This is a genomic window from Wolbachia endosymbiont (group A) of Myopa testacea (assembly GCF_964027115.1).
Taxonomy (GTDB): Bacteria; Pseudomonadota; Alphaproteobacteria; order Rickettsiales; family Anaplasmataceae; genus Wolbachia.
In genome coordinates, this window is record NZ_OZ034729.1 from 541346 (window position 1) to 563730 (window position 22385).

19 protein-coding genes, 1 tRNA gene and 1 pseudogene are annotated in these 22385 nt (G+C 34.6%); 12 read left to right on the top strand and 9 right to left on the bottom strand.

From position 1 onward, the window contains the following. The first annotated feature begins 230 nt into the window (after positions 1 to 230). The 3 genes from AAGD91_RS02695 to AAGD91_RS02705 all read left to right on the top strand — a co-directional run bounded on the left by AAGD91_RS02695 (position 231) and on the right by AAGD91_RS02705 (position 3884). Positions 231 to 2903 carry a hypothetical protein gene (locus tag AAGD91_RS02695; protein WP_341821417.1) on the top strand — a complete coding sequence of 891 codons (2673 nt, stop codon included), beginning with the start codon at positions 231 to 233 and terminating at the stop codon, positions 2901 to 2903. 146 nt (positions 2904 to 3049) lie between these two features. Beyond that, positions 3050 to 3313, top strand: a complete 264-nt coding sequence (infA, locus tag AAGD91_RS02700) for a translation initiation factor IF-1 (RefSeq protein ID WP_164224845.1) — start codon at positions 3050 to 3052, stop codon at positions 3311 to 3313. Then, complete coding sequence (locus AAGD91_RS02705) at positions 3291 to 3884, top strand: Maf family nucleotide pyrophosphatase (RefSeq protein WP_064125248.1); 594 nt, start codon at positions 3291 to 3293, stop codon at positions 3882 to 3884. Before infA ends, AAGD91_RS02705 begins: the two co-directional genes overlap by 23 nt. A gap of 52 nt (positions 3885 to 3936) precedes the next feature. On the opposite strand, the pseudogene AAGD91_RS02710 reads toward AAGD91_RS02705, so the two are convergent. Then, positions 3937 to 4215 (bottom strand): annotated as a pseudogene (locus tag AAGD91_RS02710) (IS66 family transposase); the annotation flags it as partial. 102 nt (positions 4216 to 4317) lie between these two features. Between AAGD91_RS02710 and AAGD91_RS02715 the strand changes: the two are divergent. Beyond that, positions 4318 to 4473, top strand: a complete 156-nt coding sequence (locus AAGD91_RS02715) for a hypothetical protein (RefSeq protein WP_265033945.1) — start codon at positions 4318 to 4320, stop codon at positions 4471 to 4473. On the opposite strand, the gene AAGD91_RS02720 is transcribed toward AAGD91_RS02715, so the two are convergent. From AAGD91_RS02720 to AAGD91_RS02740, 5 genes are all read right to left on the bottom strand, one after another. Beyond that, complete coding sequence (locus AAGD91_RS02720) at positions 4464 to 5726, bottom strand: protein TolB (protein WP_341821418.1); 1263 nt, start codon at positions 5724 to 5726, stop codon at positions 4464 to 4466. The genes AAGD91_RS02715 and AAGD91_RS02720 overlap by 10 nt on opposite strands. Positions 5727 to 5735: 9 nt before the next feature. Continuing rightward, on the bottom strand, positions 5736 to 7370 hold the full coding sequence (locus AAGD91_RS02725; protein WP_341821419.1) for a ribonuclease J: 1635 nt from the start codon (positions 7368 to 7370) through the stop codon (positions 5736 to 5738). A 217-nt stretch (positions 7371 to 7587) separates the two neighbouring features. Next, positions 7588 to 8706, bottom strand: a complete 1119-nt coding sequence (dnaJ, locus tag AAGD91_RS02730) for a molecular chaperone DnaJ (RefSeq protein WP_341821421.1) — start codon at positions 8704 to 8706, stop codon at positions 7588 to 7590. Between the two features lie 82 nt (positions 8707 to 8788). Further along, positions 8789 to 8866: transfer RNA gene (locus AAGD91_RS02735), tRNA-Arg, on the bottom strand. Between the two features lie 206 nt (positions 8867 to 9072). Then, positions 9073 to 9207 carry a hypothetical protein gene (locus AAGD91_RS02740; protein WP_341821422.1) on the bottom strand — a complete coding sequence of 45 codons (135 nt, stop codon included), beginning with the start codon at positions 9205 to 9207 and terminating at the stop codon, positions 9073 to 9075. 505 nt (positions 9208 to 9712) lie between these two features. On the opposite strand from AAGD91_RS02740, the gene AAGD91_RS02745 reads away from it, so the two are divergent. Both AAGD91_RS02745 and AAGD91_RS02750 read left to right on the top strand, forming a co-directional pair. Beyond that, the gene (locus tag AAGD91_RS02745) at positions 9713 to 10528 is read left to right on the top strand and encodes a hypothetical protein (RefSeq protein ID WP_341821423.1); all 816 of its coding nucleotides are present in this window, start codon (positions 9713 to 9715) and stop codon (positions 10526 to 10528) included. A gap of 62 nt (positions 10529 to 10590) precedes the next feature. Continuing rightward, positions 10591 to 11754 (top strand): porin, encoded by a 1164-nt coding sequence (locus AAGD91_RS02750; protein WP_341821424.1) that lies wholly within the window; start codon positions 10591 to 10593, stop codon positions 11752 to 11754. A 186-nt stretch (positions 11755 to 11940) separates the two neighbouring features. Here AAGD91_RS02750 and mutS read toward each other — a convergent pair whose 3' ends face one another. After that, positions 11941 to 14454, bottom strand: coding sequence for a DNA mismatch repair protein MutS (mutS, locus tag AAGD91_RS02755; RefSeq protein WP_341821425.1), 2514 nt, complete (start codon positions 14452 to 14454; stop codon positions 11941 to 11943). 314 nt (positions 14455 to 14768) lie between these two features. On the opposite strand from mutS, the gene AAGD91_RS02760 reads away from it, so the two are divergent. After that, positions 14769 to 15062 carry a transposase gene (locus AAGD91_RS02760; protein ID WP_253309376.1) on the top strand — a complete coding sequence of 98 codons (294 nt, stop codon included), beginning with the start codon at positions 14769 to 14771 and terminating at the stop codon, positions 15060 to 15062. A 158-nt stretch (positions 15063 to 15220) separates the two neighbouring features. Next, entirely contained in the window at positions 15221 to 15709 is a 489-nt protein-coding gene (locus AAGD91_RS02765) for a transposase (RefSeq protein WP_341820774.1), read from the top strand. A 157-nt stretch (positions 15710 to 15866) separates the two neighbouring features. Here the strand turns inward: AAGD91_RS02765 and AAGD91_RS02770 are convergent, their stop codons facing one another. Further along, entirely contained in the window at positions 15867 to 16694 is an 828-nt protein-coding gene (locus tag AAGD91_RS02770; protein ID WP_341821426.1) for an ankyrin repeat domain-containing protein, read from the bottom strand. Between the two features lie 185 nt (positions 16695 to 16879). Then, positions 16880 to 17902, bottom strand: a complete 1023-nt coding sequence (locus AAGD91_RS02775; protein ID WP_341821427.1) for a Fic family protein — start codon at positions 17900 to 17902, stop codon at positions 16880 to 16882. A gap of 420 nt (positions 17903 to 18322) precedes the next feature. Here AAGD91_RS02775 and AAGD91_RS02780 point away from each other — a divergent pair, with 420 nt between their 5' ends. From AAGD91_RS02780 to AAGD91_RS02795, 4 genes are all read left to right on the top strand, one after another. After that, positions 18323 to 19009, top strand: a complete 687-nt coding sequence (locus tag AAGD91_RS02780) for a TerC family protein (protein WP_341821428.1) — start codon at positions 18323 to 18325, stop codon at positions 19007 to 19009. A gap of 163 nt (positions 19010 to 19172) precedes the next feature. Then, positions 19173 to 19427: a DUF1016 N-terminal domain-containing protein gene (locus AAGD91_RS02785; protein ID WP_264688114.1), complete on the top strand. Its 255-nt coding sequence runs from the start codon at positions 19173 to 19175 to the stop codon at positions 19425 to 19427. A 16-nt stretch (positions 19428 to 19443) separates the two neighbouring features. Further along, positions 19444 to 21723 (top strand): hypothetical protein, encoded by a 2280-nt coding sequence (locus AAGD91_RS02790; RefSeq protein ID WP_341821429.1) that lies wholly within the window; start codon positions 19444 to 19446, stop codon positions 21721 to 21723. Beyond that, positions 21724 to 21960: a hypothetical protein gene (locus AAGD91_RS02795; protein WP_341821430.1), complete on the top strand. Its 237-nt coding sequence runs from the start codon at positions 21724 to 21726 to the stop codon at positions 21958 to 21960. Positions 21961 to 22385 lie beyond the last annotated feature (425 nt).

The following is a 22385-nucleotide window of genomic DNA, read 5'->3' on the forward strand; positions in this document are numbered from 1 at the left end:
AAAAAAATACTTGCATAACTCAAAATACTAAGTCTATTATATAAGGTATTATTATAAACTTATAGTGAGTAGTGTACAATGAAAGACAAAAGCTTAAGTTTAACACTTGCAGTTATTTTCAACACAATTAAGTTAATAATAAAAGTTAGTGTAGAACGTGGTTATACAGTTTGATTTTTTTGAATATATGTTAATTGGTATAATATAAATATAGTTAAAGGAGGTGTGTTATGATTGGAGGTTTGACTAAGGAAGAAAAAACAGCAGAGGCAGGAAAAACAAGTGATCAGCCGAGAGAATTATTAGTTGCAGAATATGTGATTGAGGCAATAAATGACTTGCAAAAATTGCATGACAAATTATGTTCACCACAGGGCAACGATTGTGTTAATGATATAAAGAAGTTTGTCCACAATGGTGTTGGGCTTTTTAAGTTTCTACTTCTCGGGAGCCATATCAATTGTGTAGAAAAAGATGAGCCTTCCATTGGGAGCCTTACTATAATGAAATTTCTTCGCTCAATTATAGAAGATAAAGAACTGCATGAAAAGTTATGCAGTTTCGATAATTTTCTCCAATGTTTTGACTGCATACCTCATTCTACCTATTATGAAGAAATTCATTCTCAATTGAGTAGTATAGTAACAGATTGTGAGTTAGAAAATTTGGAAGATAAGATAAGGTTATTAGCGCTTTTGAGAGGAAGGATGGACTTTGCTGATATACAAAAAGCTTATGATAATTGGCGTTTTAGTGATCTAATAGGTGATAATGATTTTAAGCGAATGTATGTGGATCAAGCAGTAAAAGAAAGAGAAAAACCTGTTAGTGAGTACTTTGAGGAAAATATAGGTAAATACATAAAATTAGTAGAGGAAGGAAAAGAAATTACAAGTAGGTATTTTGGAAAATGGAAAGTGAATTTTCAAGCTTACTGTGAAGAAATTAATAATAATAGAGTTTTGAATGTTAACCTTATTAATTACAATAGAAGTGAGCCAACAAGAATTAGTGACATTTTACAGCAAGAGAAAGATATTAAAGAATTGAATATCTATTGCAATAAAAAACGTGAAATACGCGCTCATCGAGAAGGTAAGGAAAGACGTTATAAATTTGAAGAAGGCGCATGTTATGAAATGACAAGCACTTGGCCTGTAGAGAATGGATCCAGAATGTGTACCATGATTATGAATGTGAGTAGCGATGGCATAACTGAAGTACTAAAATTTGATGGTAAAGATTTTGTGTCATCGGAGGAGATCCTAGAATTAATAAAGCAAAATGATGAATTATATATTCAAGGCCTCGTCTTACATGATGCTGTAATGAAATCACTAGAAAAGGGTAAGGCTGCTGATGTTGTACCTACTGCTAATAATAATTTTCAAAATGAATCTATAGTGGCCTATCAAGATAAGGAACCAGGGGGGGAATCGAAAGGTCCAGACCCTAAAGTTGATGATGACAATAGCCTTCCTTCTTCTCCTTCTATTAATAGCAATGCATTAATTCAAACAGAAGTCAATTTACAGCACACTGAAACTCAACCAGAAGTTGCTTCACAACAAATAACTGATTTACAAAACAGGTTTGGAAAAGAAGAGCAAAAAAACACAAAATTGCAAACTGAACTGGCACAAAAAGATGAAGAGTTAGCAGAGCTACAAGGGAAAGCACAAGAACTTAAAAGTGTATATGAAGAAAAAGGAAAGCTAAGGCAAGAGCTGGGAGTTGCTAATGCAAAAAAGGAGGAGTTAAAAAGTGAATTAAAGAAATCGCAAGAAGAACTATATCATGTGCAGGAAGGAAAGTCTGATTTAGAGGACAAGTTTGATAAGTTAGAACGCTCTAATAAGGATATAGAGGAAGATAAAGAACGGTTTTCAAAACAAGTATTAGATCTGCAAAAAGAATTATCATGCTCGGAAAAGGTAACCCAAGAATTAATCAATAAGTTAAAAAGTGCTGAAGCAGAAAAAAAAGAAGTGAATCAGAAACTTGCGGAAGCTGGGCAAAGAATTGAAGCATTAAAAAAACAGACTAGTGATTTAAAAGATAAACTTGAAAAAAAGGAGCGAGGATCCAAGATAGAAATAAATGAAATACGTAAGGAGTTAACGCAGCTTAAAGAAAACCTGGAAAGGAATGAGGAAGAACTTAAAAGTGTGTATGAAGAAAAAAGAAAGCTAGAGGACAAGCTGAAAGGTGTTAATACAGAAAAGAAGGAATTAGAAGACAAATTAAAAGAATTTGAAAAAGAGATAGACCAAGCAGCACACATAATGAAGGAAAAGGAGCAGTTTATAAGCAATTTAAAATATCAAATGCTAGGGTTGGAAAATGAGTATAAAGCACAACTGGAATCTTATGAACAAGAGATAGGAAAGTTAGAAAACATGCATGATGAGTTTAAAGAGTATGTAGCATCAATATTGGAATCCATGGATAGAGAGCATGAAGATGAGATTAAGGAATTGGAAGAGAACCGTGATGCATTGAGCGACATCATTGGAGGTAAAGTTTTGGATATTGAAGGTCTGATGAAAAAATTACAAAACAGTGAAAAAGAAAAAGAGTTTTTCCGTGGTCAAGTAGAAGAGTTAAGTGAAGAAACGTTTGCTGATAAACAAAAAGACTTCAACAATCAATTTTATACTCTAACAGGAGACATTTCTAGTGAGCCTGATAATGTTCCACGAAAGAAGATAGAGTTATCCAGATCTTTAAGCTTTGATAGTGAATCTGATAATAAGTCTTATGTTCCACAGGAAGGGGACAATGATAGCGCATATGATAGCAATGAGGAGAATTGTGATAATCATCCTTGTAGTTCAGTTCTAGTCCTAGGGTCCGTAAGTCCTATCAAAGCACAGGCAAGGAGTAGAAACGTAAGTAGGTAGCTCACCTTCCTCTCGCATTATTGTGAAGATGGTTGGGGTTAAGTTGCAAGAGAAATACTTAAGTGGGGTGCAAAAAGTCTTTTGTGTTGATAATAATTTAAAATCTATAGTAGACTGAAAAAGATTATTAAATTATAATATAACATATGATAAAAGACGAGAAATCGAAAACAATTTTTGAAGTGGAAGGGGCAGTAACTGCTTTACTACCTGCAGCAGAATTTAGAGTGAAACTGGACAATGAACATGAGATTATCTGTCATGTATCAGGGAAAGTGAGAAGAAGTAAAATACGCATCATTATCGGGGATAGGGTGTTAGTTGAGATGAGCATTTACGATAGGAATGCAAAAAAAGGTCGGATCATTAGAAGGCTTAAAGGTACAAGTGACAGAACGATCTCTAAATAATCTTATTCTTGCTTCATCATCGAAAAGGCGTATAGCTTTACTAAAACAAATAAATATTGAGCCAGGTTTAATTTTGCCAGCAGACATAGATGAAGCCCCTTTAAAAAAGGAACTTCCGAAGGATTACTCAATCCGTATGGCAAAAAGTAAAGCTGAGAAAATACAAAGTTCAAATCCAAATTACTTTGTGCTTGGTGTTGATACAGTTGTTGCTTGTGGTAGAAGGATATTGCTTAAAGCTGAAAACGTTGAGCAAGCAGAAAAATGCATCCGCTTGTTATCAGGAAGAAGGCATAGAGTATATACCAGTGTGTGTCTATTAACTCCCGATCAATCTAAACAACATATTAGAACTGTGGTTACAATAGTGAAATTTAAACGTCTCAGTGAACAAGAAATTAAGTATTATTTAGCATCAGAAGAGTGGAAAAATAGGGCAGGGGGATGCAATATACAAGGCCTAGCTGGGATGTTCGTATTGTTCTTACGCGGCTCCTACTCTTCCGTTATAGGGTTACCATTACATGAAACCTATTGTTTGCTAAGTAATTATTTTAACCGGGAGTGTTAAATAAACCATACGCGTCAAGTTAAGGCCCAATATAGCACTATTTAAAGTGGGTAGATAGCCTTTCGAAATCCCTTAACAAGTGTGCCCAACAAATCTGTCTTTTTTCGTCACTGAAGTAGTTGTAAACCGTATACCTATCGGTAACAACCAAATTCTTATAACTAGAAAATGTACTACTCTCTAGAAACTTAACTCCTCTTGTGTCTGCTAATTTAATAAGGCTTGCTTCATTATTAGCAAACACCCAGCACCAGCCAAGTTTACCTTTAGAATAATGGCTAGTTTCATCAATATGCAAAACTTTGCTTGCTCTCTCTACTTGTTCATATACATCTTAATACATAATTCTCCACAAAAACAATCTTCAGGGAGGAGCTGGATAATTATAAGCTCAGCATTATTGTTTGGCGCTATAGGAGCCACACTGGCTACAATGGGAATTATACCTGAAATTGCTGCTATTGGAGTAATTGCAACTGTTGTGTTGTCAGGAATCGCTGGTACTATAGTAGGTGGTGTAGCGGGATATCTTGTTAATGTGGCAATAAATCAATGCTGTGGAGCATGCAGCTCAGTAGTTCAAGAATAAGACCAATCCGGTAAAGAAGCATTTGTGGGAGTGGAAACCATTTTTTGATTTTTCTTTACTAAGTCTACTAAATATAGTTTAGAGTTGCTTGGTGATTCTGTTCTTGTGAAAATGATTTCTCTACCATTTGGTAGCCATGCCGGAGATTCAATTTTATGCCCTTCTGAAAGTAGACGTTCTTCTTTGCCATCTGGCTTCATAACCCCTATGTAAAATTTTCCTGACTGAATCTTTGTGAAAGCTATCAGATCTCCTTTTGGCGACCAAACAGGCGTAGCATATCTTCCACTTCCAAAACTAATTCTTTTAGGTTTTTTACTTTTGTTAGTAAAATCGATAACATACAGCTGCTGACTCCCACTCATATCGGAACTAAAAACCATATACTTTTGATCTGGAGAAAAAGAGGGAGAAGTGCTTATAGCTGAACCTTTAGTAATTTTTTTTGTCCGTTTACTACTTAAATCCAAAGATAATATATTCGTTTCACCACCCAATGAGTGGGAAATTAAAAGAGATTTACCATCAGGAGAAAATCTTGGTGCAGAAATAACTCCTTCAAATGCGCTGATTATTGATTCAGTGTGGTCTTTTAAATTTTTTAATACTATATAACTTTTACCATTTGCGTATGAGATATAAACAATACCCTTTCCATTTTGTGAGAATCTTGGTGTTGACACAAATCTATCGCCATTTGTTAAGTATTTTATATTACTTCCATCTTGATTCATCACAGCAATTTTACGTACGGATTTATAATTGCTATCTTTTTCTTCAGCAATATACGTGATTTTTGTGTTGAAGTGCCCTTTCTCACCAATCAATCTATCATGTATCACATCCGAAACGAGGTGACCAATTTTTCTCCAGTCTTTTGCTGGAAAAACAACTGACTGAGTAAGTAATTCTCTTTTTGTAAAAGTGTCAAATAAACGAAATGATAGCTCTAATGCACTACCAGATACTTCGCTTAAACTTACTGTGACTACAGTATCGCTTTTCCAAGATTTAAATTCAACTTCCGCGCCACGTTTTACATTAAATAAGCCACAATTAGATAAATTTGTTCCTATTACCTTTGCAATATTTTCGCTTAATTCGCTTTCCAGCGCTGTTTTACATGTACATTTAGATACAACAAGACCAATGTTACCAACACTGCTTTTTTTTATATCAACATATAAAGCAGCTTTTGTAAAATAAGGAATAAATAACGAAACAAGCAATATTAATTGAACGAATAACTTCATTCTTTCATTTCATACCTGTTCTATCTGGACTTCAATTATAGGTCTTTTTAGTAAATATTCCTTTAAGATACTCAATATTGAACTTTCAATCTTATTTTTAATTTTTTTTGTTGGCTGTAAACTAAACAACGAATCAACTTTCTTGACAATTTTCTGTATAATAGCTGCATCTTCTAGCACTTCAAAAACACCAGGTACAAATACTTTCGGTTTAGTAAGCAATTTATTTTTCTTGTTTACAACTGCTGTTACCACAATAACTCCGGCATCTCTCATTCTTTTACGCATTTTTATAACACTGCTCTCCGGATGACGTAGCAGCATACCATCAATACCAAAGTAGTCAACACTGATTGAATCAACTTTTTCTCCGTTCTCCAAATTAACAATATCACCTGGTGCAATCATTATTGCTTTTGCCACACCGCACTCTTTAGCAAATTTTACATGTGCATGCGTGTGAATATATTCGCCGTGAACTGGAATAGACATCTTCGGTTTTATTAAAGAATACATTTCCTTTAACTCTTCTCTTGTTGGATGCCCAGAAGCATGAACATGCTCTGTTTTTTCAGTAACAACTTCTACCCCCATCTCAATAAAGGCATTGAGCATGTTGTACGCACGAGTTTCATTTCCAGGAATGATTTTTGACGAAAAGATCATGGTATCACCTTGCTGCATTTTAAATGCTTGATGACTCTTATTAGCAAGCCTTGAAGTTGCTGCCAGTGGCTCACCTTGACAACCTGTGCAAAGTAGCACCAGTTTTTCCCTTGGAAAATTTACTGCTTCCTTTGCTTCAAGAAACTGAGGAGAATCAGTTAAATAACCACTATCTTGCGCAACCTTCACTATTCTCCATAAAGATCTACCAAGTAAAACTACTTTTCTATTTAGTGCTTTTGCAGCTTGGCTTATCGTTTCAATTCGTGCCACATTTGAAGCAAATAGCGAAACAGCAACTAATTTTTTAGACCGCTTTATTATGTTATAAATGTTATTATAAATTTCACCTTCTGACTCAGGGTGATGCTTGCTTAATATATTGGTTGAATCGCAAATTGCTGCAAGCAGGTCACCTTTATCGCCAATTTCTTTTAGACGCTCTATATTAGAAGTTAATCCAACAACAGGTTTTGGATCAAATTTCCAGTCTCCGGTATGGAGTGCACTACCCATTTCAGTGCTAATTAATATTGAATTTGCCTCAGGAATTGAATGAGTTATATTTATAAACTCAACGGTAAAAGGACCCAAATTTGTGCTGCCATTTATGTCCACCTCTTTCACAGGTACTGTACCTTCTAATCGAAACTCCTTTAGTTTCTCCTTAAGAAAATTAACCGTAAACTTTGTTGTATATATGGGGCACTGCAACTCTTCCCACAAGTGGGGCACTGCACCGCAGTGGTCCTCATGTGCATGTGTAATTATTATTCCAAGCAAATCTTTTTTTCTTTGAGCAATAAAATCTACATCAGCAATGAGCAGCTCAACACCTGGCATAGTTTCATCTGCAAAACCAATACCAAGGTCGATCATAATCCACTTACCTTGATAATGATATAGGCTAACATTCATCCCGATTCTTCCTACTCCCCCAAGCGGAAGAAATAAAAACTCATTTTTGTTTATATTCATTAAATTTAAATTATTAAAACCTGAGAATAGCAAAACTTCGACCTTAAATAAAGAAATTTATTGCTTTTACATAATTTAAAGGAACTAAGAAGTTTCTGTTGGCTAATAATGTTGATATCAACACTATTGTTAAGTTTTCCATTAATAAGGTCAAAGAATTGCAGGATTAAATGAAAACCCGTAAACAGTTACTCCTTCATGTCATTTAGCAGATTTCTTATTTTTTTTTTACTTTACTAAAAAACCCTTCAGATTGCTGTTGTACACTTGCATTTTCCTCTTCTTCAAGTGCTTTTAATAGTTCAATTTGCTTTTTAGTTAAATTTTTTGGATTTAAAGTCTCAACTATTACCTGTACATATAAATCACCACGAACATGTGAGTTCATATATGGCATACCCTTTTCCCTACAACGTAGTTTGGTACCAGTTTGAGTGCCTTCAGGGACCTTTACTTTTATTTTAGCTCCATCAATTGATTGGACATCGATTTCGCCACCAAGCACTGCTAGTGTCATTCTTATAGGCACTTTACAGTGTAAATCTGCTTTATTTTTAGCAAAGATTTTATGGGAAATTATTTTCACGTATACGTATAAATCTCCACTTTTTCCACCTCTTGTTCCAGCTTCTCCTTTACCACTTATCCTTACCTTAGCTCCTTCTTCTATGCCTTTTGGAATTGAAACGGATATATTTACTTCATCTCTTCTACGTCCACTTCCACCACATTTCTTACATTTATTTTGTATTATTTCTCCTTCCCCATAGCATGTAGTACATGTTCTTTCGATGGTAAAAAAGCCTTGTTGAGTTCTAATCCTACCGCTTCCCTGGCATGTGGGGCACTGAACTGGTTTAATTGCTTCTTCGCTACCTGTGCCTTGGCATGTGTCACATTTTACATTTGTCACATAATGTATAGGCGCTTGTATTCCTTTAAATGCATCTTCTAAGGTAATTTCAAGATCATAACGTAGGTCTGCTCCAGACACTCCTGTTGTGCTCCTCTTTGCTCTTGATCTACTTGCACCACCACCGAATCCTCCACCAAAGAAGTCATTGAATATGTCGCTAAAATCTCCTGCAGAGCTAAAGCCTTGAAACCCACCAGAAGCACCTTCGTGGCCATAACGGTCATAGCTTGCCCTTTTCTCAGAGTCAGATAGAACTTCATATGCAGCTGTTACTTCTTTAAATTTTTCCTCTGCTTCTTGATTGCCAGGATTTCTATCAGGATGATATTTTAACGCTAATTTTTTATACGCTTTTTTTATCTTATCAATACTGGCATTTCTTCCTACTTCCAGCAGATCATAGTAGTCTTTTTTGCTCATATATAATAGTTTAGTGTTTAACCTTTAAAGATAGGTATTGCATATATTAATTTCAAGTGTGACTTCTGTTTCCTATAAAATGTGGTGCACCCTGAGCGACTTGAACGCCCGACCTTTTGATCCGTAGTCAAATGCTCTAATCCAACTGAGCTAAGGGTGCTTTCATAAAGTTAACTTTAGCAGGTTTTGTAGCTTGATTCAATTAATTTGGCTAAAAATAAAACTGTTAATTTTTATCATACGTGAAACCTGCAAAAAATTGCATTTGTTTTCTTAAGAATCATTTTATGGTCAAGCTCACAACTATACGAACATTTGTAGTCAAGGCACTGGATCTGAAATTGCAATGTTCGTATAGTTGTGGGTTTAGAACCCCTCACAATTCCCAAACTGCTGTTCCGCATTAGAATTATTAAATTCACTATAAGGAGGAGGTGGTCCATAATTCCTAACTGCTTCTTCAGCCTCCTCAATATTGTCTGATTCTTTCTCATGCTTCATATGAAAAGCTAAAACACCAGCAAAACATACGAGAGAATTAACGCCAAGGATAGCTAAACCCCACACTGGTAAGACTGGGTAAACAGCACAAGCTACCTACTTTCAAAACACGTCCCCTCAGATTCTCACTTTGGCATCATTCTACCTTATCTAAAGCCATTTTATACCTTTTTATCCCTTCTGGGGTAATCTTTTTTCAGTTAGCTATAGTAGATCTTTCAGAACAACTAAACGTGACTTGTTCTACTTCCATCTAATACAATGTAACAAAGGGGTATAACTCAGAGCTAGAGGTTATGATTGTAATAAAGATATAAAAAAAACGGATAAGTCAAGCAAAGTTACAAATGTAATTTTGCTTGACTATCCATTTATTACCACCTAAAATAGCTAACAAAGCTATCCCGTATGAAATTTTATCTATATCTAATCAAGCATATTAATAAGTAAGTAAATTTTAATATAATCTTATTATACTTATAAATATGCTGTATAGAATGAAAGTATGGATGATTTCATAACTGCAAGAAGGAAAGATGATGCTGTGATATCTGTTTGTCAGGATAATAAGAAAAAAAACGTATTAATTTTAGGGCTCAATCAAGCCGCAAGGAATTTGTTAAAATACGAGGAAGGGAATTTACTTAATAAGCCGTTAATCAATATTTTAAGTGCAAGAGCAGCTGACGACATGAAGAATTATTTAGAGTATACCGAAAATGGACACGATTTACTTAATGTATTACCTAAAGTGATAGGTTTTTCCTTAACTGATGCTAAAGGAGAAGATATAAAGATAAAAGTAAAAGTTTTCCGCACTGCACAATTTGCTAGTAATAAAATAAATTATGAGCTATTGATACGTGATATCAGCTTGTCTCATAAATTAGGAATCTTTAGAGATGAATATCTAATGGGTAAAAAATATAAAAACCATGACTTATTCGATATACCAAACAATGAGTCTACTATTCTAGAGTTATACGTTATATTAAATTTTGCCTTTCAACATCAAATTAATGCAGCTATAGGAGTGATTGGCTTAAATAGTAGCTGTAGTGAGACAAATGATGCACTGAAAGTTATCATAGAACATTTTTGTAAAAATTGCCGTAGTGATGATTTTCTAGGGTATATTGATGAGAATAAAGTGCTTTTTGTTTTGATTAACTGCGATGTAAAAAGTACGTCTAAAATAATTAATCGTATACATTCTGCCATTAATAAGCAGTTATTAAAGCGAAAATTACCAAGTGTATCAATAATTTATGGGAATATAGCTCAAAAACGGGCAGCAAAATCTACCAGCGGCGCCTTCTGAAAAGTTGTTTTTTATTTATATTGAGTTTAAACTTAAATTTTTATAAAAATTTAAGTTTATTTATGAAGTTAAGGTACTACCTGGTAGCACTGCTTTCATCATTATTTTTGCAGAGTAGTGCTAGCTCTAGAACAATTTTGGATAAGGAAATATTTTATGTAGAACTAGACGGAAAAATAGATTTGAGATTCGGCTACGCCTTCAACAGAGGTTCTTTCAATGCTAAGGCTAAGGATAAAACTTCAAGTTATTCATACTTGCGCTTTCTTTATTTACAGCAAGTTTATCCAAATACTCAAATGGGGTTTAATGTTAAGGCAGGAGTTTCTGGTATTGCAAACCTAAAAGCGTTAGACATAGAAAAGTTAGACATGGAGGAATGGTATTTCATCATTAAAAATCAGGTGCTTGGATCAATTAAATATGGTAAAAGAAGTTTAGTTAGTCAGGGCATGTTAATTAACACTTCAAAAATTTATACAGCTGCTGGAGGAGTAAATGGTCATTGGACAAACTATGCAAATTTGCGTGGTAACGAAAACAGAGATAATGGCCCTGGATATGATAAAGACAAGGTATTTTGGGCAAAACCCAACATTTACAGTAATTATAATGGACTCGAACTAGGGTTAAAACAATCATCAATTAACTACATCTCCCCTGAAATCTATAACTTTCAACTCGGGTTCAGTTATGTCCCAGGAAAAAATAACTTACAGTACAGCAATTTAATTGCTGCTGGCCTTTCCTATAAAAATGGCCTATCAGATAATATAAATTTTACTACTGCCTTAACTGGTGAATTTGCAAGAGAAAATTTAACTGATTGCTCAGATGGAACTTCTAAAAATTATGAATGTCGTAATCAATTACTGCACTGGAATTTTGGTTTGAAGCTAAAATTGTTCGATCTTGATTGCATTTTTTCGTATGGTAATGGCGGTAAATCTGGTGAGAAGCGTAATCCTGAAATAAATAATACGTATTATATGAATGCAGGTATTGCTTACCATTCTGATTCTCGTAAATTGAGCTTAACATATTTCAATAGTGGTAGGGATATTGCAGCAAACGAGTTAACATCATATGCTTTAAGCCTTGAATATCCATTTTTTATGGGCACTTCATACTATTTCGATATTGTAAAATTTAGTACCAAAGAGCCTGAAGTAGAAAATAGCAACTCTGGTTATGTGCTCTTGACTGGACTGAAATTAAGTTTTTAATGAGGTTACATTGCCTCCTGTCATCCCAGCACTCTTTTCTGTCATCCAAGTAACGGATAACATAGAAACGAAAAACTTACTTGACACATTTTGCCAGCCCCCTTATCATGACGTGTATAACAATGTTACAAAAAATAATATCATAGGGTTCTCTCTACTTTTTCTGGGTAAGGTCAGAATTTCCTCTTAAGCCTTTAGCTCCTCAAATACTTCACTTGCTCTATTTAAAACAGAATCAGGAAAACCAGCAAGTTTTGCTACATGTATTCCATATGACTCATCTGCAATGCCTTCAATTACTTCATGTAGAAAGATAACCTCTCCGTTCCACTCTCTTATTTTTACACAAAAACATTTCACGTTCTTCAAGTATTTGCTTACTTTAGTTAATTCATGATAATGAGTTGCAAAAATGGCGCGGCACTTATTTACATTGTGAATATGTTCAATCACTGCCTGTGCAATAGATAATCCATCATACACTCCTGTGCCCCTACCAATTTCATCAAGTATCACCAAGGAACGATCTGTTGCCTGATTTACTATCGTTGCTGTTTCGATCATCTCTACCATGAAGGTAGAATAACCAGCTGTTATATTATCTGTTGCACCAACCCTGCTAAATATCTTGTCAATCACTCCAATATGTGCACTCTCTGCTGGCACAAATGACCCCATGTGAGCTAAAACTGCAATGAGAGCGTTTTGCCTCAAGAAAGTGCTTTTTCCAGCCATATTAGGACCAGTAATTAGATGTATACCAGCTAAATTGATGCTATTTGCAATGAATTTATCGTTAACTTCAACCACTGGATGTCTCCCATTGCGGATATTGAACTCTTTACTGTCATCGATAATGGGTTTTACGTAATTATTTTGCACTGCAAGCTCCGCAAAAGTGGCTCTAATATCAAGTTTTGCCAAAGCATTTGCAGCAAGAGCAATTTTTTCAGATTCTTTAGCGACTTCACTACACAGTTCACTAAAAATTTTCACTTCTAAGCCGATTGCAGCATCACGTGCCGTAAGAATTTTATTTTCTAGTTCTTTCAATTCATTAGTAGTGTAGCGCATGCTATTTGCTAAGCTTTGCCTATGAATAAATATGTCCGAAGTTATTTTGTGATTTGCTGACACTTCAACGTAATAACCAAGTATATTGTTGTGTAATATTTTGAGTGCGGCAATGCCAGTTAGGTCGCGATAAGACTCACGGAGCTTAGTTACCAACTTGTTACTGTTGTTCAATATATAAGATAACTCAGATAATTCTGAGTTGTATTTTGGATTGATAAATCCTCCTTCTTTCACGGAACTGAGGTTATTATCAAGTATAGCGCTGTTTAGAAGCTCGAATAGATCTTTATGATTACCAAGACTTTTATGTATTGTGCTTAGTTCACTCTCGTCTGATTTTACTGTCATTCCAGCGCGTGACGCTGGAATCTGCATCTGGATTCCAGTGTCAGCTACTTGGATGACATATTGTTGCGGGAGAGATTCATTTTCACCTGATTCAATTTTACATAAGAACTCAGATAACTCTAAAGTTTTTCCTAGGCCTATTTTTAATAGGTTCATATCCTTTGGTGAACCACGTCCTAGTATTAAGCGCGATAAAGACCTCTCAATATCCGGAATGTTAGATAATATCTCTCGTATTTTTCTGCGTGGCTCATGATTATTTACAAAAAATTGAGCAGTGCTGAGCCTCAAATTGATTGCCTTGGAGCAAGCAAGTGGTGAAGCGAGCATTTGTTTGAGCAGGCGTCCACCAGAGGCTGTAACTGTGTGATCAATAACTGAAATTAGTGAACCTTTCTTTTCACCAAATTGAGTTGAAAACAACTCAAGATTTCTCCTTGCTGAAGCATCAATAAGCATGAAATTTTGTTGCTTATAGGTTTTTGGGAATTCAAGCCTTGGAATGGAGCCCCTTTGTGTTACTCTGACATATTCAAGCAGTGCAGCGCACGCCATGATTTCTACTTTGCTGAAATTTCCTATACTCCCAAGTTCCCTGATTTTATAAAACTCGCATAACGTTCTGTGAGATTTACTATACTCAAAAAAACTCTGTGCGTGTTGTGTAATTGATATTTTATAATTTTTTAAAATCGATCTAATTTTTTCGTCCTCAGTGAATTTTTCAGAAATTAATAATTCTCTTGGTGATATACGCAATAAATCACTATCTAGAGCTTTCAAATTCGTTAAAGTGTGAAAAAATTTTCCCGTTGATAATTCAAGCCAACTAATAGCATATTCGTCATTTTGTTCAACTATGGATGCGAGATAATTATTGCTTTTATCCTCCAGTAGCGAATCTTCTATAATTGTACCTGGAGTTACAACTCGTACTACATCACGTTTTACTATGGATTTATAGCCCCTCTTTTTTGCTTCATCAGCAGTTTCTAATTGGTCACAGATTGCTACTTTGAATCCTAAATCTATTAGCTTGTGTAGGTAAGATTCGCTACTGTGTGCTGGCACTCCACACATTGGTATTTCTTGCCCATTTGAATTGCCCCTCTTGGTTAGCACTATATTCAGCAATTTCGCAGCTTTAATAGCATCATCGAAAAACAACTCATAAAAATCTCCTAGCCTATAAAATAGCAGATGATCCTTGTATTGAGCTTTCAGGTTCAAATATTGTTCCATCACAGGGGTGTTTTTTTCTCTTACGAAGCTCATAATATTTTTTAATATATTGTATTGATAATAAATTCAACGTTATTATAGATTATATTGCACATACATAAAATTTAAATAGGTGTATAGAGGGGCGTTGAGCAAAATTTAAAACAATTAAATTTCCTGGATCCAAGTAATCAGGACACTTGGATGACATAAAGAGTAGGAGTATTCGATGACAAAAAAGCAAAAAACGCAGTTATCATTCAAGTAGCTGACACTGGGATGGCTTTGTTGCATCGCTCAAGTAAAAAGAACTGGCAGTTACTGACAAAATTCATTATAAATAGCCATTTAACTGTTGAAGAAAAAATATGCCACAAAAAATGAGAGTCAGTAACTGCCATGAATATAACAAATTTCTCCAAGAAAGAGGAAGCATTTTTTGTTATATCAATGATGCCATAGAAAATTGGTACGAGAATTGTCCAAAAATGCAGGGCGGCAACTATATTTATAGTGATAAAGTTGTGATTTTGGTGCATATAATCGTCAGTTTCTTTAGAATTGGTTTAAGACAAACAGTCGGGTTTATAAAAGGGTATTTGCAACAAATAGGAAGAGATTTGGCAGTTATCAGCTATTCACAAGCATCAAAAGAAACTTAATATTAAGATAAATGATTGCAGAATTGATAAAAATAATATGGAAGATATCGAAATTGCTATAGACAGTACAGGAATTAGTATATACAACAACACACAGCAAGGAAAATAGCACTGACAGAAAATATCGTGGCTATGAGAAAACGAGAAAATTGCACGTAATGTTGAATATAAACAACAAAAAAGCCATAGCTGTAAAATACAGTAACGGTGTCTACTCTGATCACTATGGAGCTTGTGATTTGCTAAAAGAAGTTGATTTTCAGCATGCCATAAAAGCACTATATGCAGATAGAGCATGTGATAGGCACAAGTTTTATAAGTTGTGTAACGAATATGATATAAAGACAAAAATTCCACCAATAAACAATGCGGCAGAACATCCAGAAATAGATTATATGTCTGACAGGAATGCTGCTATTACGTTAATAAAATTATACGGTGAAGATGGCATGAAAGAATGGAAAAAAGAAGTAAATTATGGGAAAAGATCTTATATTGAAGGGTTTTTCTCAAGATTAAAGCAAATATTCGGATTTAGTTTTAGGAATAAATCTGAGATAAATCGAGAAAAAGAACTGCTAATCAAATGCTATTTGCTTAATAAATTCACTGATATTGGTATGGCTAAATTTGAGATAGTTACATGAATTTACCATAAATCACCATCTCATAAAGTGTGATGCAACAAAGCCATTCCACCGTCACGCGCTGGAATGACATCATAGGGGCGCTGGGATGATACCCTCCTGCTAGACAATGTTCGTACAGTTGTAGAATGAATCGCGGTATGACGTGTTGCTTGGGTCAGCTATACGTAGGTTGTGGCACTTCTTTATCATTTGCGGCAGTTGCACCATCAACAGATATTTCAGAGCTAACAGTGCTAATAGTTTTTTCTATCGCTTTAGCCTGTTCATAGTCTTGACTCAAAAAATACATGGCCAGCCCAACAGCTATACTAGCAACAAGAACAGGTGCTATCATTACACCTAGTATCATACCACCAGAAAGACTTACTGCAACACACACACCAGCTCCAAGTACAACACCAAGAAAACTACCAATTATTACGCCAGGCACCAAACTGCCTATCATAGCGCTTTCTTTTTTCGTATTAGCTTGTTTTTTCATACTTTTAATAAGCACTTCTTTTGTTTTTCCTTGAGCTAAATCTAAAGGAATTTTATTATCCGCGTTTTGTATCAAAGGATTTGCACTATATGTAACAAGAAGGGTGATTATTTCTTCAGTTTTATTACCTATAACTGCATGATGTAGTAATGTATTTCCCTTTTCATCTTTAAAGTTTATATGAGTACGAAGTTCCTCATCTAGATTTCTTATTGGGTTGTTTTTTGCATATATCCTAGGTTTTATTGCTCCATCTAAGTATTGTATTACTTGTTCTAGTGATTGCTCGCCAGGATTTTGTATAAAATGAAGCAGAATTTCGTGTACTATCGCTTCCTTTGTAGTTTTTGGGCATCGTAAAGCACATGCAAATGTGTCTTTATTAATAGTTATTTCTTTGTTTTGTTTAAGGAAATCTTTTAACTTTCCAACTCTATTTATACTGTGATTTTCGCTAGCAATTATCGATTGTAAAGTTTTTCTGTTATCGTCACCAGTCATGCTATCCTCCTTGGTTTGATTGCATTACTCATTAATAAATAATATAATAAATCCTGCTAAAAGTCAAGCAATTAATTAATAAGTTAATATAATCCTCCAAAAGGAGCTCCTTACTTTTTGTTCAGCATGTCCATTGGATCAGACTCTTTAAGCTTGCTGTTTGCTGAATTTATTCATTACAATAGCTACAATGTGCTATCGAAGTTCTCTGTAATCTTAGTTGGTTCTTCTAGAATATTCAAAATATCAGTTGCACAATAAACCCGATCTCTCTTTCCTTGAGAAGTTTGTGAAACGATGCCTAAATCTTCAAGCTTTACGATTGCTCTTTGGGCCGTTGTAAATACGACACCTAAGTTTTCAACCACTTTCCTTATAGTAAAGTAAGGGTTTACAGCGAGATACCTTACAATACCACTCGCAACTCCTTCAGTTTTAGAACTAACTTCGGTTTGCCAATTTGCAATCAAAATGTTAATTCGTTCTGCTCTTGACAATGCATCCAATGATTGCAGTACTACACCATTTAAGAAATAAGAGAACCAATCATGCCACGTGCCTCTGTTGCTTATATTGTAAAGTTGGTCATAATACTCACTTCTTGTAGCTTCAAAAAATGCACTTAAGTATAACAGAGGTGATGATAATAATTTTCTTTCGATCAGAGGTAACGTTATTAATAAACGTCCAATACGTCCATTACCGTCCAAGAATGGGTGAATTGCTTCAAATTGATAATGACATAGATCTATATGTATAAGTGGGGGTAATGTTCTATCATGTAAAAATTTTTTAAAAGAGTCCAAGCAACCCATCAATTCACCTGGCATTGGTGGTACATATTTTGCTGTGTCTATTGTAAATCCTGGGCTTCCAATCCAATTTTGCACTCGGCAAAATTCTCCTGGAGTTGCGTGAGAACCTCTTACACCTTGCATAAGTTTTCCGTGAATTTCTTTAACCAACTGAAGCGACAGTGGAAAAGATTGTAAACGTTTTAGTCCATAATCGAGCGCTGATATATAATTGCGTACTTCTTGTAAATCATCGGGATTGCGATCTACATTAGCACCTGCTTCTTGAGCCAAAATTTCACCAAGAGTTGCTTGAGTTCCCTCGATTCTACTTGAAAGAACTGCTTCACGTGCTATAAAGGGTCGTATGAGAAGATGAGGGTTAGGCAATTTAGCTCCTTCCCTGGATAACATACCCAAAATATGATCTGCTCTGGAAAGACTATTAACTAAATAATTGTCCCATTCAAATTTTAGTGGCAAGGGATTAGGTATAGATGCCTGATAACCAGCGAATGCTCTAACAACTTTGCCTGATGGTGATCCTTTAATATAGATTCATTCAACCTAGTACACTATTTTTATAGTATATATTATTTTCAAATAAAGTCAAAAATGAAAATAAGGCTTTATCTTATTTGCGTGCATGAAAATAAGAAACTCTCTTATTGTCGATTTTGCTCAAAAACAAAAATAGAAGAAGCTGCTGAACTTTATATTACGTTTGCTTCAGTCATCCTGTTTTTCTGAAGAGCTGCTATAAAACTTCGTAGTGAAGTCACTTAATTTTTACACATCTATTGTAGAGTAAGAAGAGCCGAATTTGGGACAAAAATGCTAGCTGATGCTTGGACTTTACTGACATTTACACTACTTGAAACTATACTTAGTGTAGACAATTTAATCTTTATTTCTCTAGCAATAGATAAGGTACCAAATGTGCTGAGAGAAAGAGTGCGCCTTATGGGCCTTGGATTAGCGCTATTAATGCGTTTTGTAATACTATTTTTTACATCATCTATATTGTCAATGCAAAAACCTATATTTCACACTGCATCGCTAAATATTTCAGCAAGGGATTTACTTATGATTGCAGGGGGATTATTCCTTATTGTTAAAAGCTCTATGGAGTTACGAGATGACATCTTTGTATGTAAGAAAAATAAAAAGAAAGCAAACGTTAAATCAAAATTTTTTTTAGTTGTGCTACAAATTATATTAATAGATTTAGTTTTTTCAGTTGATTCGATATTAACTGCTATAGCATTAACTTATAACATGATAATAATTGCCACAGCGTTTACATTTTCCATGCTAGCAATGCTGTTTTTATCAAGTTATACTGCCCAGTTAATCAAATCTAATCCAGGTTTAAAAGTAATTGCTATCTTATTTATTTTACTTGTCGGTGTGTACCTCATACTTCATGGATTTCATATAGAATTACCAAAAGGATATTTGTATTCTTCATTTATGTTTGCACTGCTTGTGGAAGTTATAAGCAAAATAAAGAAAACGTAGTGTGTAGATATAGCCTCACTCAAGCGAGATTTTCCTGTGGATTTAAGGTAATAAGAGGAAGTAGTAATGTTTTTTCAGGGTGAAAGTAACCTCTTGCATACATATTAAAATCTAGGAAAGTTAGTTTTTGTGCTATAATGGTTCTTTATTGAAAATAGCGTTGATGGATATCACTACTAGCTTATTAGGGGATATTAGTAATTTAATAGATAGAGCAAAGAATCATCTTGCTACACATTTCAATTCTACTCTAGTATTGTTAAATTGGGAAATTGGCTTCAGAATTGGTCAAGATATCTTAAAGCACAAACGTGCAGACTATGGCAAACGAATCATCTCCCAACTTGCAAAAGAACTTCAGATTAAATATGGACGTGGGTTTGATAGAGCTTCATTGTTTCGGATGGTGCAAATATAGGAATGGGGAGAAATTGATGAAACATGCATCCAGTTTGCCTGAGTGGCAAAAAAATGTTGTTGAGTTCTTATCTAGTCGTAGAAAGTATCGGTTATTTGGATGGGAGTTTGGTCCAATTTTACTTGATGAGTTATATAGGATAAGGGATTATCGCACAGACTATATAAGAGTTGGAACTTTTTTCATTCCTATAGTTGCTTTTTCTGCTGGGCTTGTTTCATTTGTATCAACACGCAGGGTAAATCTTGCTGCAGTAGTAACTTCTAGCCTAATAGTACTAGGGATTATAACTACACTTGCCGTTGACTATCAAATGACAAAAAGAAAGGCTGGGGTGGTAAGCCAAGAGGATTGTGTTGAATTGCTGAAAGCACTAGAGAGAATGCCGCAGTATTGGTGGTTGCCATGGGGTAAACAGATAAAGGATATTACGATCACTGAAAAACAAATAAATAGAGCAGTGAACTACAATGATTACTCGATTGCTTCACGCTTAATCTATTCCTTATTTACTAACGTTGCGTTGCATCAACTTTACGTTGCAAGGCTAAGTTATCTTTATAGTTATCATAAACTTGGAGGGAAAATGGTATTAGGGTTTGATATAATAGGTTCATGTAAAAAATTACTACAAAGCAACAATCTTATTTCTAGTGATGAAAAAGTACCTGAAACTGCACAGGAAGCATATAGGGAAGAAAATAGATTAGAAGAGGCAAGTAGGATTGATAAATTAGTCAGGACCATATATAGAGTTGATAACAAAGAAGTGAGTTTAAGTCAGGCACTTGATTTATTGCAAGCAGAGTGGATGCTATTGTATCTTGATAAAAGCTTGGGTGGAGTGAGAGATAAAACAAAGAGTGAAGAGGAACATAACAAATATTTTGAAAGTCTTATTAAACAATTGATGAAGTTATCATTAACGTACCATTCAGACAAGGGAAAAGTTAAAGATGAAGAAATGCAAAAAATAATTAACCAGACTACAAAAGCTCTGAGGAATATACATTCATACATCATGCAGGATGAGACGTTTATTCTCAATAAAGACTGTTACTCATTGTATAGAATGTATAACCGCATACCATTAAGCACATTAAGTAGTGATGAAAAAGATATATCTAGAGTAGTAAAGGTGTCGTCCATAGATGGAATGTCTGCTTTGTTTGAGTTGAGTTTTTTAGCTGACCAGGAAGAAGGGTTCTTAATGGAAGCAAGAAATAGGTACTTAAAAGATGCAAAGGCATCTGTTGAATTCCTTTGTGAAAAGTTGTTGGCAATAAAGAACATAACATATAAAGAAATTGAGTCTTTAAGCAACGTTATAGAAGTAAGATGGAAGGAGTTTGATAGTGCTTATAATGGGTATGTGGAGGAATATTATAAACATTGGGTAAGTTACTTAGAGTCTTTGAATGCTCGTTGTGAAAAATCTGAGTTGCTTGAGGTAATAAAGGAAGCAGTAGAAAAGTTGTTAAAAGAGAGCAAGGAACAATATGAAATGCTAGTAAGCAAATCGTACTGTGTAAACCCAGACGATAACTTTGTACTACCTACGTTAGACTATTCTATTTTGATGGAGGCATACTATAAGTTTGCTACTAAACTACTTAAGGACAAAAAGAATTGCTATAGTTTTCAGGGTTATCGTTCCGACTCAGATGCTCTTGATAAGATAAGTTCCATACTGAAAGAAAGTAAAGATAGCAAGGAAGTTTTGAAAGAAAAAAGCAAAAAAGCAAAAAGCAAAGAAGAGGTAGAGGGTGAATCATCGCATGAAGAGAGAATAGAGAAGAAAAATCAATTATCTTATAAAGATAACATAAAGGAGGATAAGTTATCCTACAGAGAATTACTATTTCATACAAGAGCTATGGTAAATTCCTATGTTAAGAATGATGATAATGAATTAAATGAAGAGGTAAAGAGATCCTATAAGGAACCGAAGGTAGGTAAAGTACCGACTAAAGAAGAAATAGGAAATGTAATAGTATTCATGTTAAAACGCTTAGAGGAATTATTGAGTAATAGATTTCAAAGCAAGAAAACAGCTTTTCAAAGGCAAAAAGAAGAATCTGAGCAATTGAAAGAAATACGAGAGAAAGCAGAAGAAGGATTAAGACAAACAAAACACAAAGCAGAACTTATTGAAGAGGTAAATGATCTTTTTACGAAAAGGGTATGTGGCCCCAGCATGGATAGTAAATTAGGGGAAGCAATATTGAAAGATCAAAGAAAGATTAAACGGGAGATTGTGAAGTGTATTATGGAGTACCACTTTTCTCTAGAGTAGGTGCTAGGTGCAATAATGGAAGAAATAAAGTTTAATGAAGAACGAGTTGTAAGAGAAGGCGCTGTTAGTGATGAATTGATAGAAGTATGTATAAGTACTGTTTTGCAAGATATGCAGGAAGAACAAAGAAAAAGAGCTATTGATTTAATGTATAGTTCAGCACAAATGCAAGCGCCAAGCTCTGTATTTAACAATGTAACTAATGAACCGATTGCAGGACCTTCTTGTAGGAGATAAGAGTTTTAAAGTTTGTGAAAAACTTGGATTTGTGGCTATTATTTTGTATGCTCTTTTTATCATAAAAAGTATTACTTTTATAAAAACACAAGTCCCTTTAGCGTCACAAAAAATTTGTTCATTTACTTTTTCTCAAACCGCAAAAAAGTACGTATCTTTGTGAGAGCTTGTTTGGTAAAAATAAGGTTGTGAAAATAGAAGGTTGAAATTGTTGCAACGAAGTTAGGCAAATTAATTCGTATATAAATATGGTAAAAGTAGGCCAATATAGCTAGTTTTGTGGTATAGTAAAATTATTATAAGAAAAGTTCGAACGTGTCATTTGGAAAAGAAGATCATTAGAGGGAAAAGAGGAGCTTGATGATTTGGAAGAGAGCTTAATTGATGAAAGATAGCGCTATGTGTTTCCAAAATTGTGCATAAAA

What these genes read in the sequence shown, in the direction of transcription:
- AAGD91_RS02760 (WP_253309376.1), top strand. Translation starts at nt 14,769, where the DNA reads ATGCCACAAAAAATGAGAGTCAGTAACTGCCATGAATATAACAAATTT.
- AAGD91_RS02790 (WP_341821429.1), top strand. Translation starts at nt 19,444, where the DNA reads ATGAAACATGCATCCAGTTTGCCTGAGTGGCAAAAAAATGTTGTTGAG.
- AAGD91_RS02780 (WP_341821428.1), top strand. Translation starts at nt 18,323, where the DNA reads ATGCTAGCTGATGCTTGGACTTTACTGACATTTACACTACTTGAAACT.
- AAGD91_RS02785 (WP_264688114.1), top strand. Translation starts at nt 19,173, where the DNA reads ATGGATATCACTACTAGCTTATTAGGGGATATTAGTAATTTAATAGAT.
- dnaJ (WP_341821421.1), bottom strand. Translation starts at nt 8,706, where the DNA reads ATGAGCAAAAAAGACTACTATGATCTGCTGGAAGTAGGAAGAAATGCC.
- AAGD91_RS02720 (WP_341821418.1), bottom strand. Translation starts at nt 5,726, where the DNA reads ATGAAGTTATTCGTTCAATTAATATTGCTTGTTTCGTTATTTATTCCT.
- AAGD91_RS02745 (WP_341821423.1), top strand. Translation starts at nt 9,713, where the DNA reads ATGGATGATTTCATAACTGCAAGAAGGAAAGATGATGCTGTGATATCT.
- AAGD91_RS02740 (WP_341821422.1), bottom strand. Translation starts at nt 9,207, where the DNA reads ATGAAGCATGAGAAAGAATCAGACAATATTGAGGAGGCTGAAGAAGCA.
- AAGD91_RS02695 (WP_341821417.1), top strand. Translation starts at nt 231, where the DNA reads ATGATTGGAGGTTTGACTAAGGAAGAAAAAACAGCAGAGGCAGGAAAA.
- AAGD91_RS02770 (WP_341821426.1), bottom strand. Translation starts at nt 16,694, where the DNA reads ATGACTGGTGACGATAACAGAAAAACTTTACAATCGATAATTGCTAGC.
- AAGD91_RS02715 (WP_265033945.1), top strand. Translation starts at nt 4,318, where the DNA reads ATGGGAATTATACCTGAAATTGCTGCTATTGGAGTAATTGCAACTGTT.
- infA (WP_164224845.1), top strand. Translation starts at nt 3,050, where the DNA reads ATGATAAAAGACGAGAAATCGAAAACAATTTTTGAAGTGGAAGGGGCA.
- mutS (WP_341821425.1), bottom strand. Translation starts at nt 14,454, where the DNA reads ATGAGCTTCGTAAGAGAAAAAAACACCCCTGTGATGGAACAATATTTG.
- AAGD91_RS02725 (WP_341821419.1), bottom strand. Translation starts at nt 7,370, where the DNA reads ATGAATATAAACAAAAATGAGTTTTTATTTCTTCCGCTTGGGGGAGTA.
- AAGD91_RS02750 (WP_341821424.1), top strand. Translation starts at nt 10,591, where the DNA reads ATGAAGTTAAGGTACTACCTGGTAGCACTGCTTTCATCATTATTTTTG.
- AAGD91_RS02765 (WP_341820774.1), top strand. Translation starts at nt 15,221, where the DNA reads ATGTTGAATATAAACAACAAAAAAGCCATAGCTGTAAAATACAGTAAC.
- AAGD91_RS02775 (WP_341821427.1), bottom strand. Translation starts at nt 17,902, where the DNA reads ATGTTATCCAGGGAAGGAGCTAAATTGCCTAACCCTCATCTTCTCATA.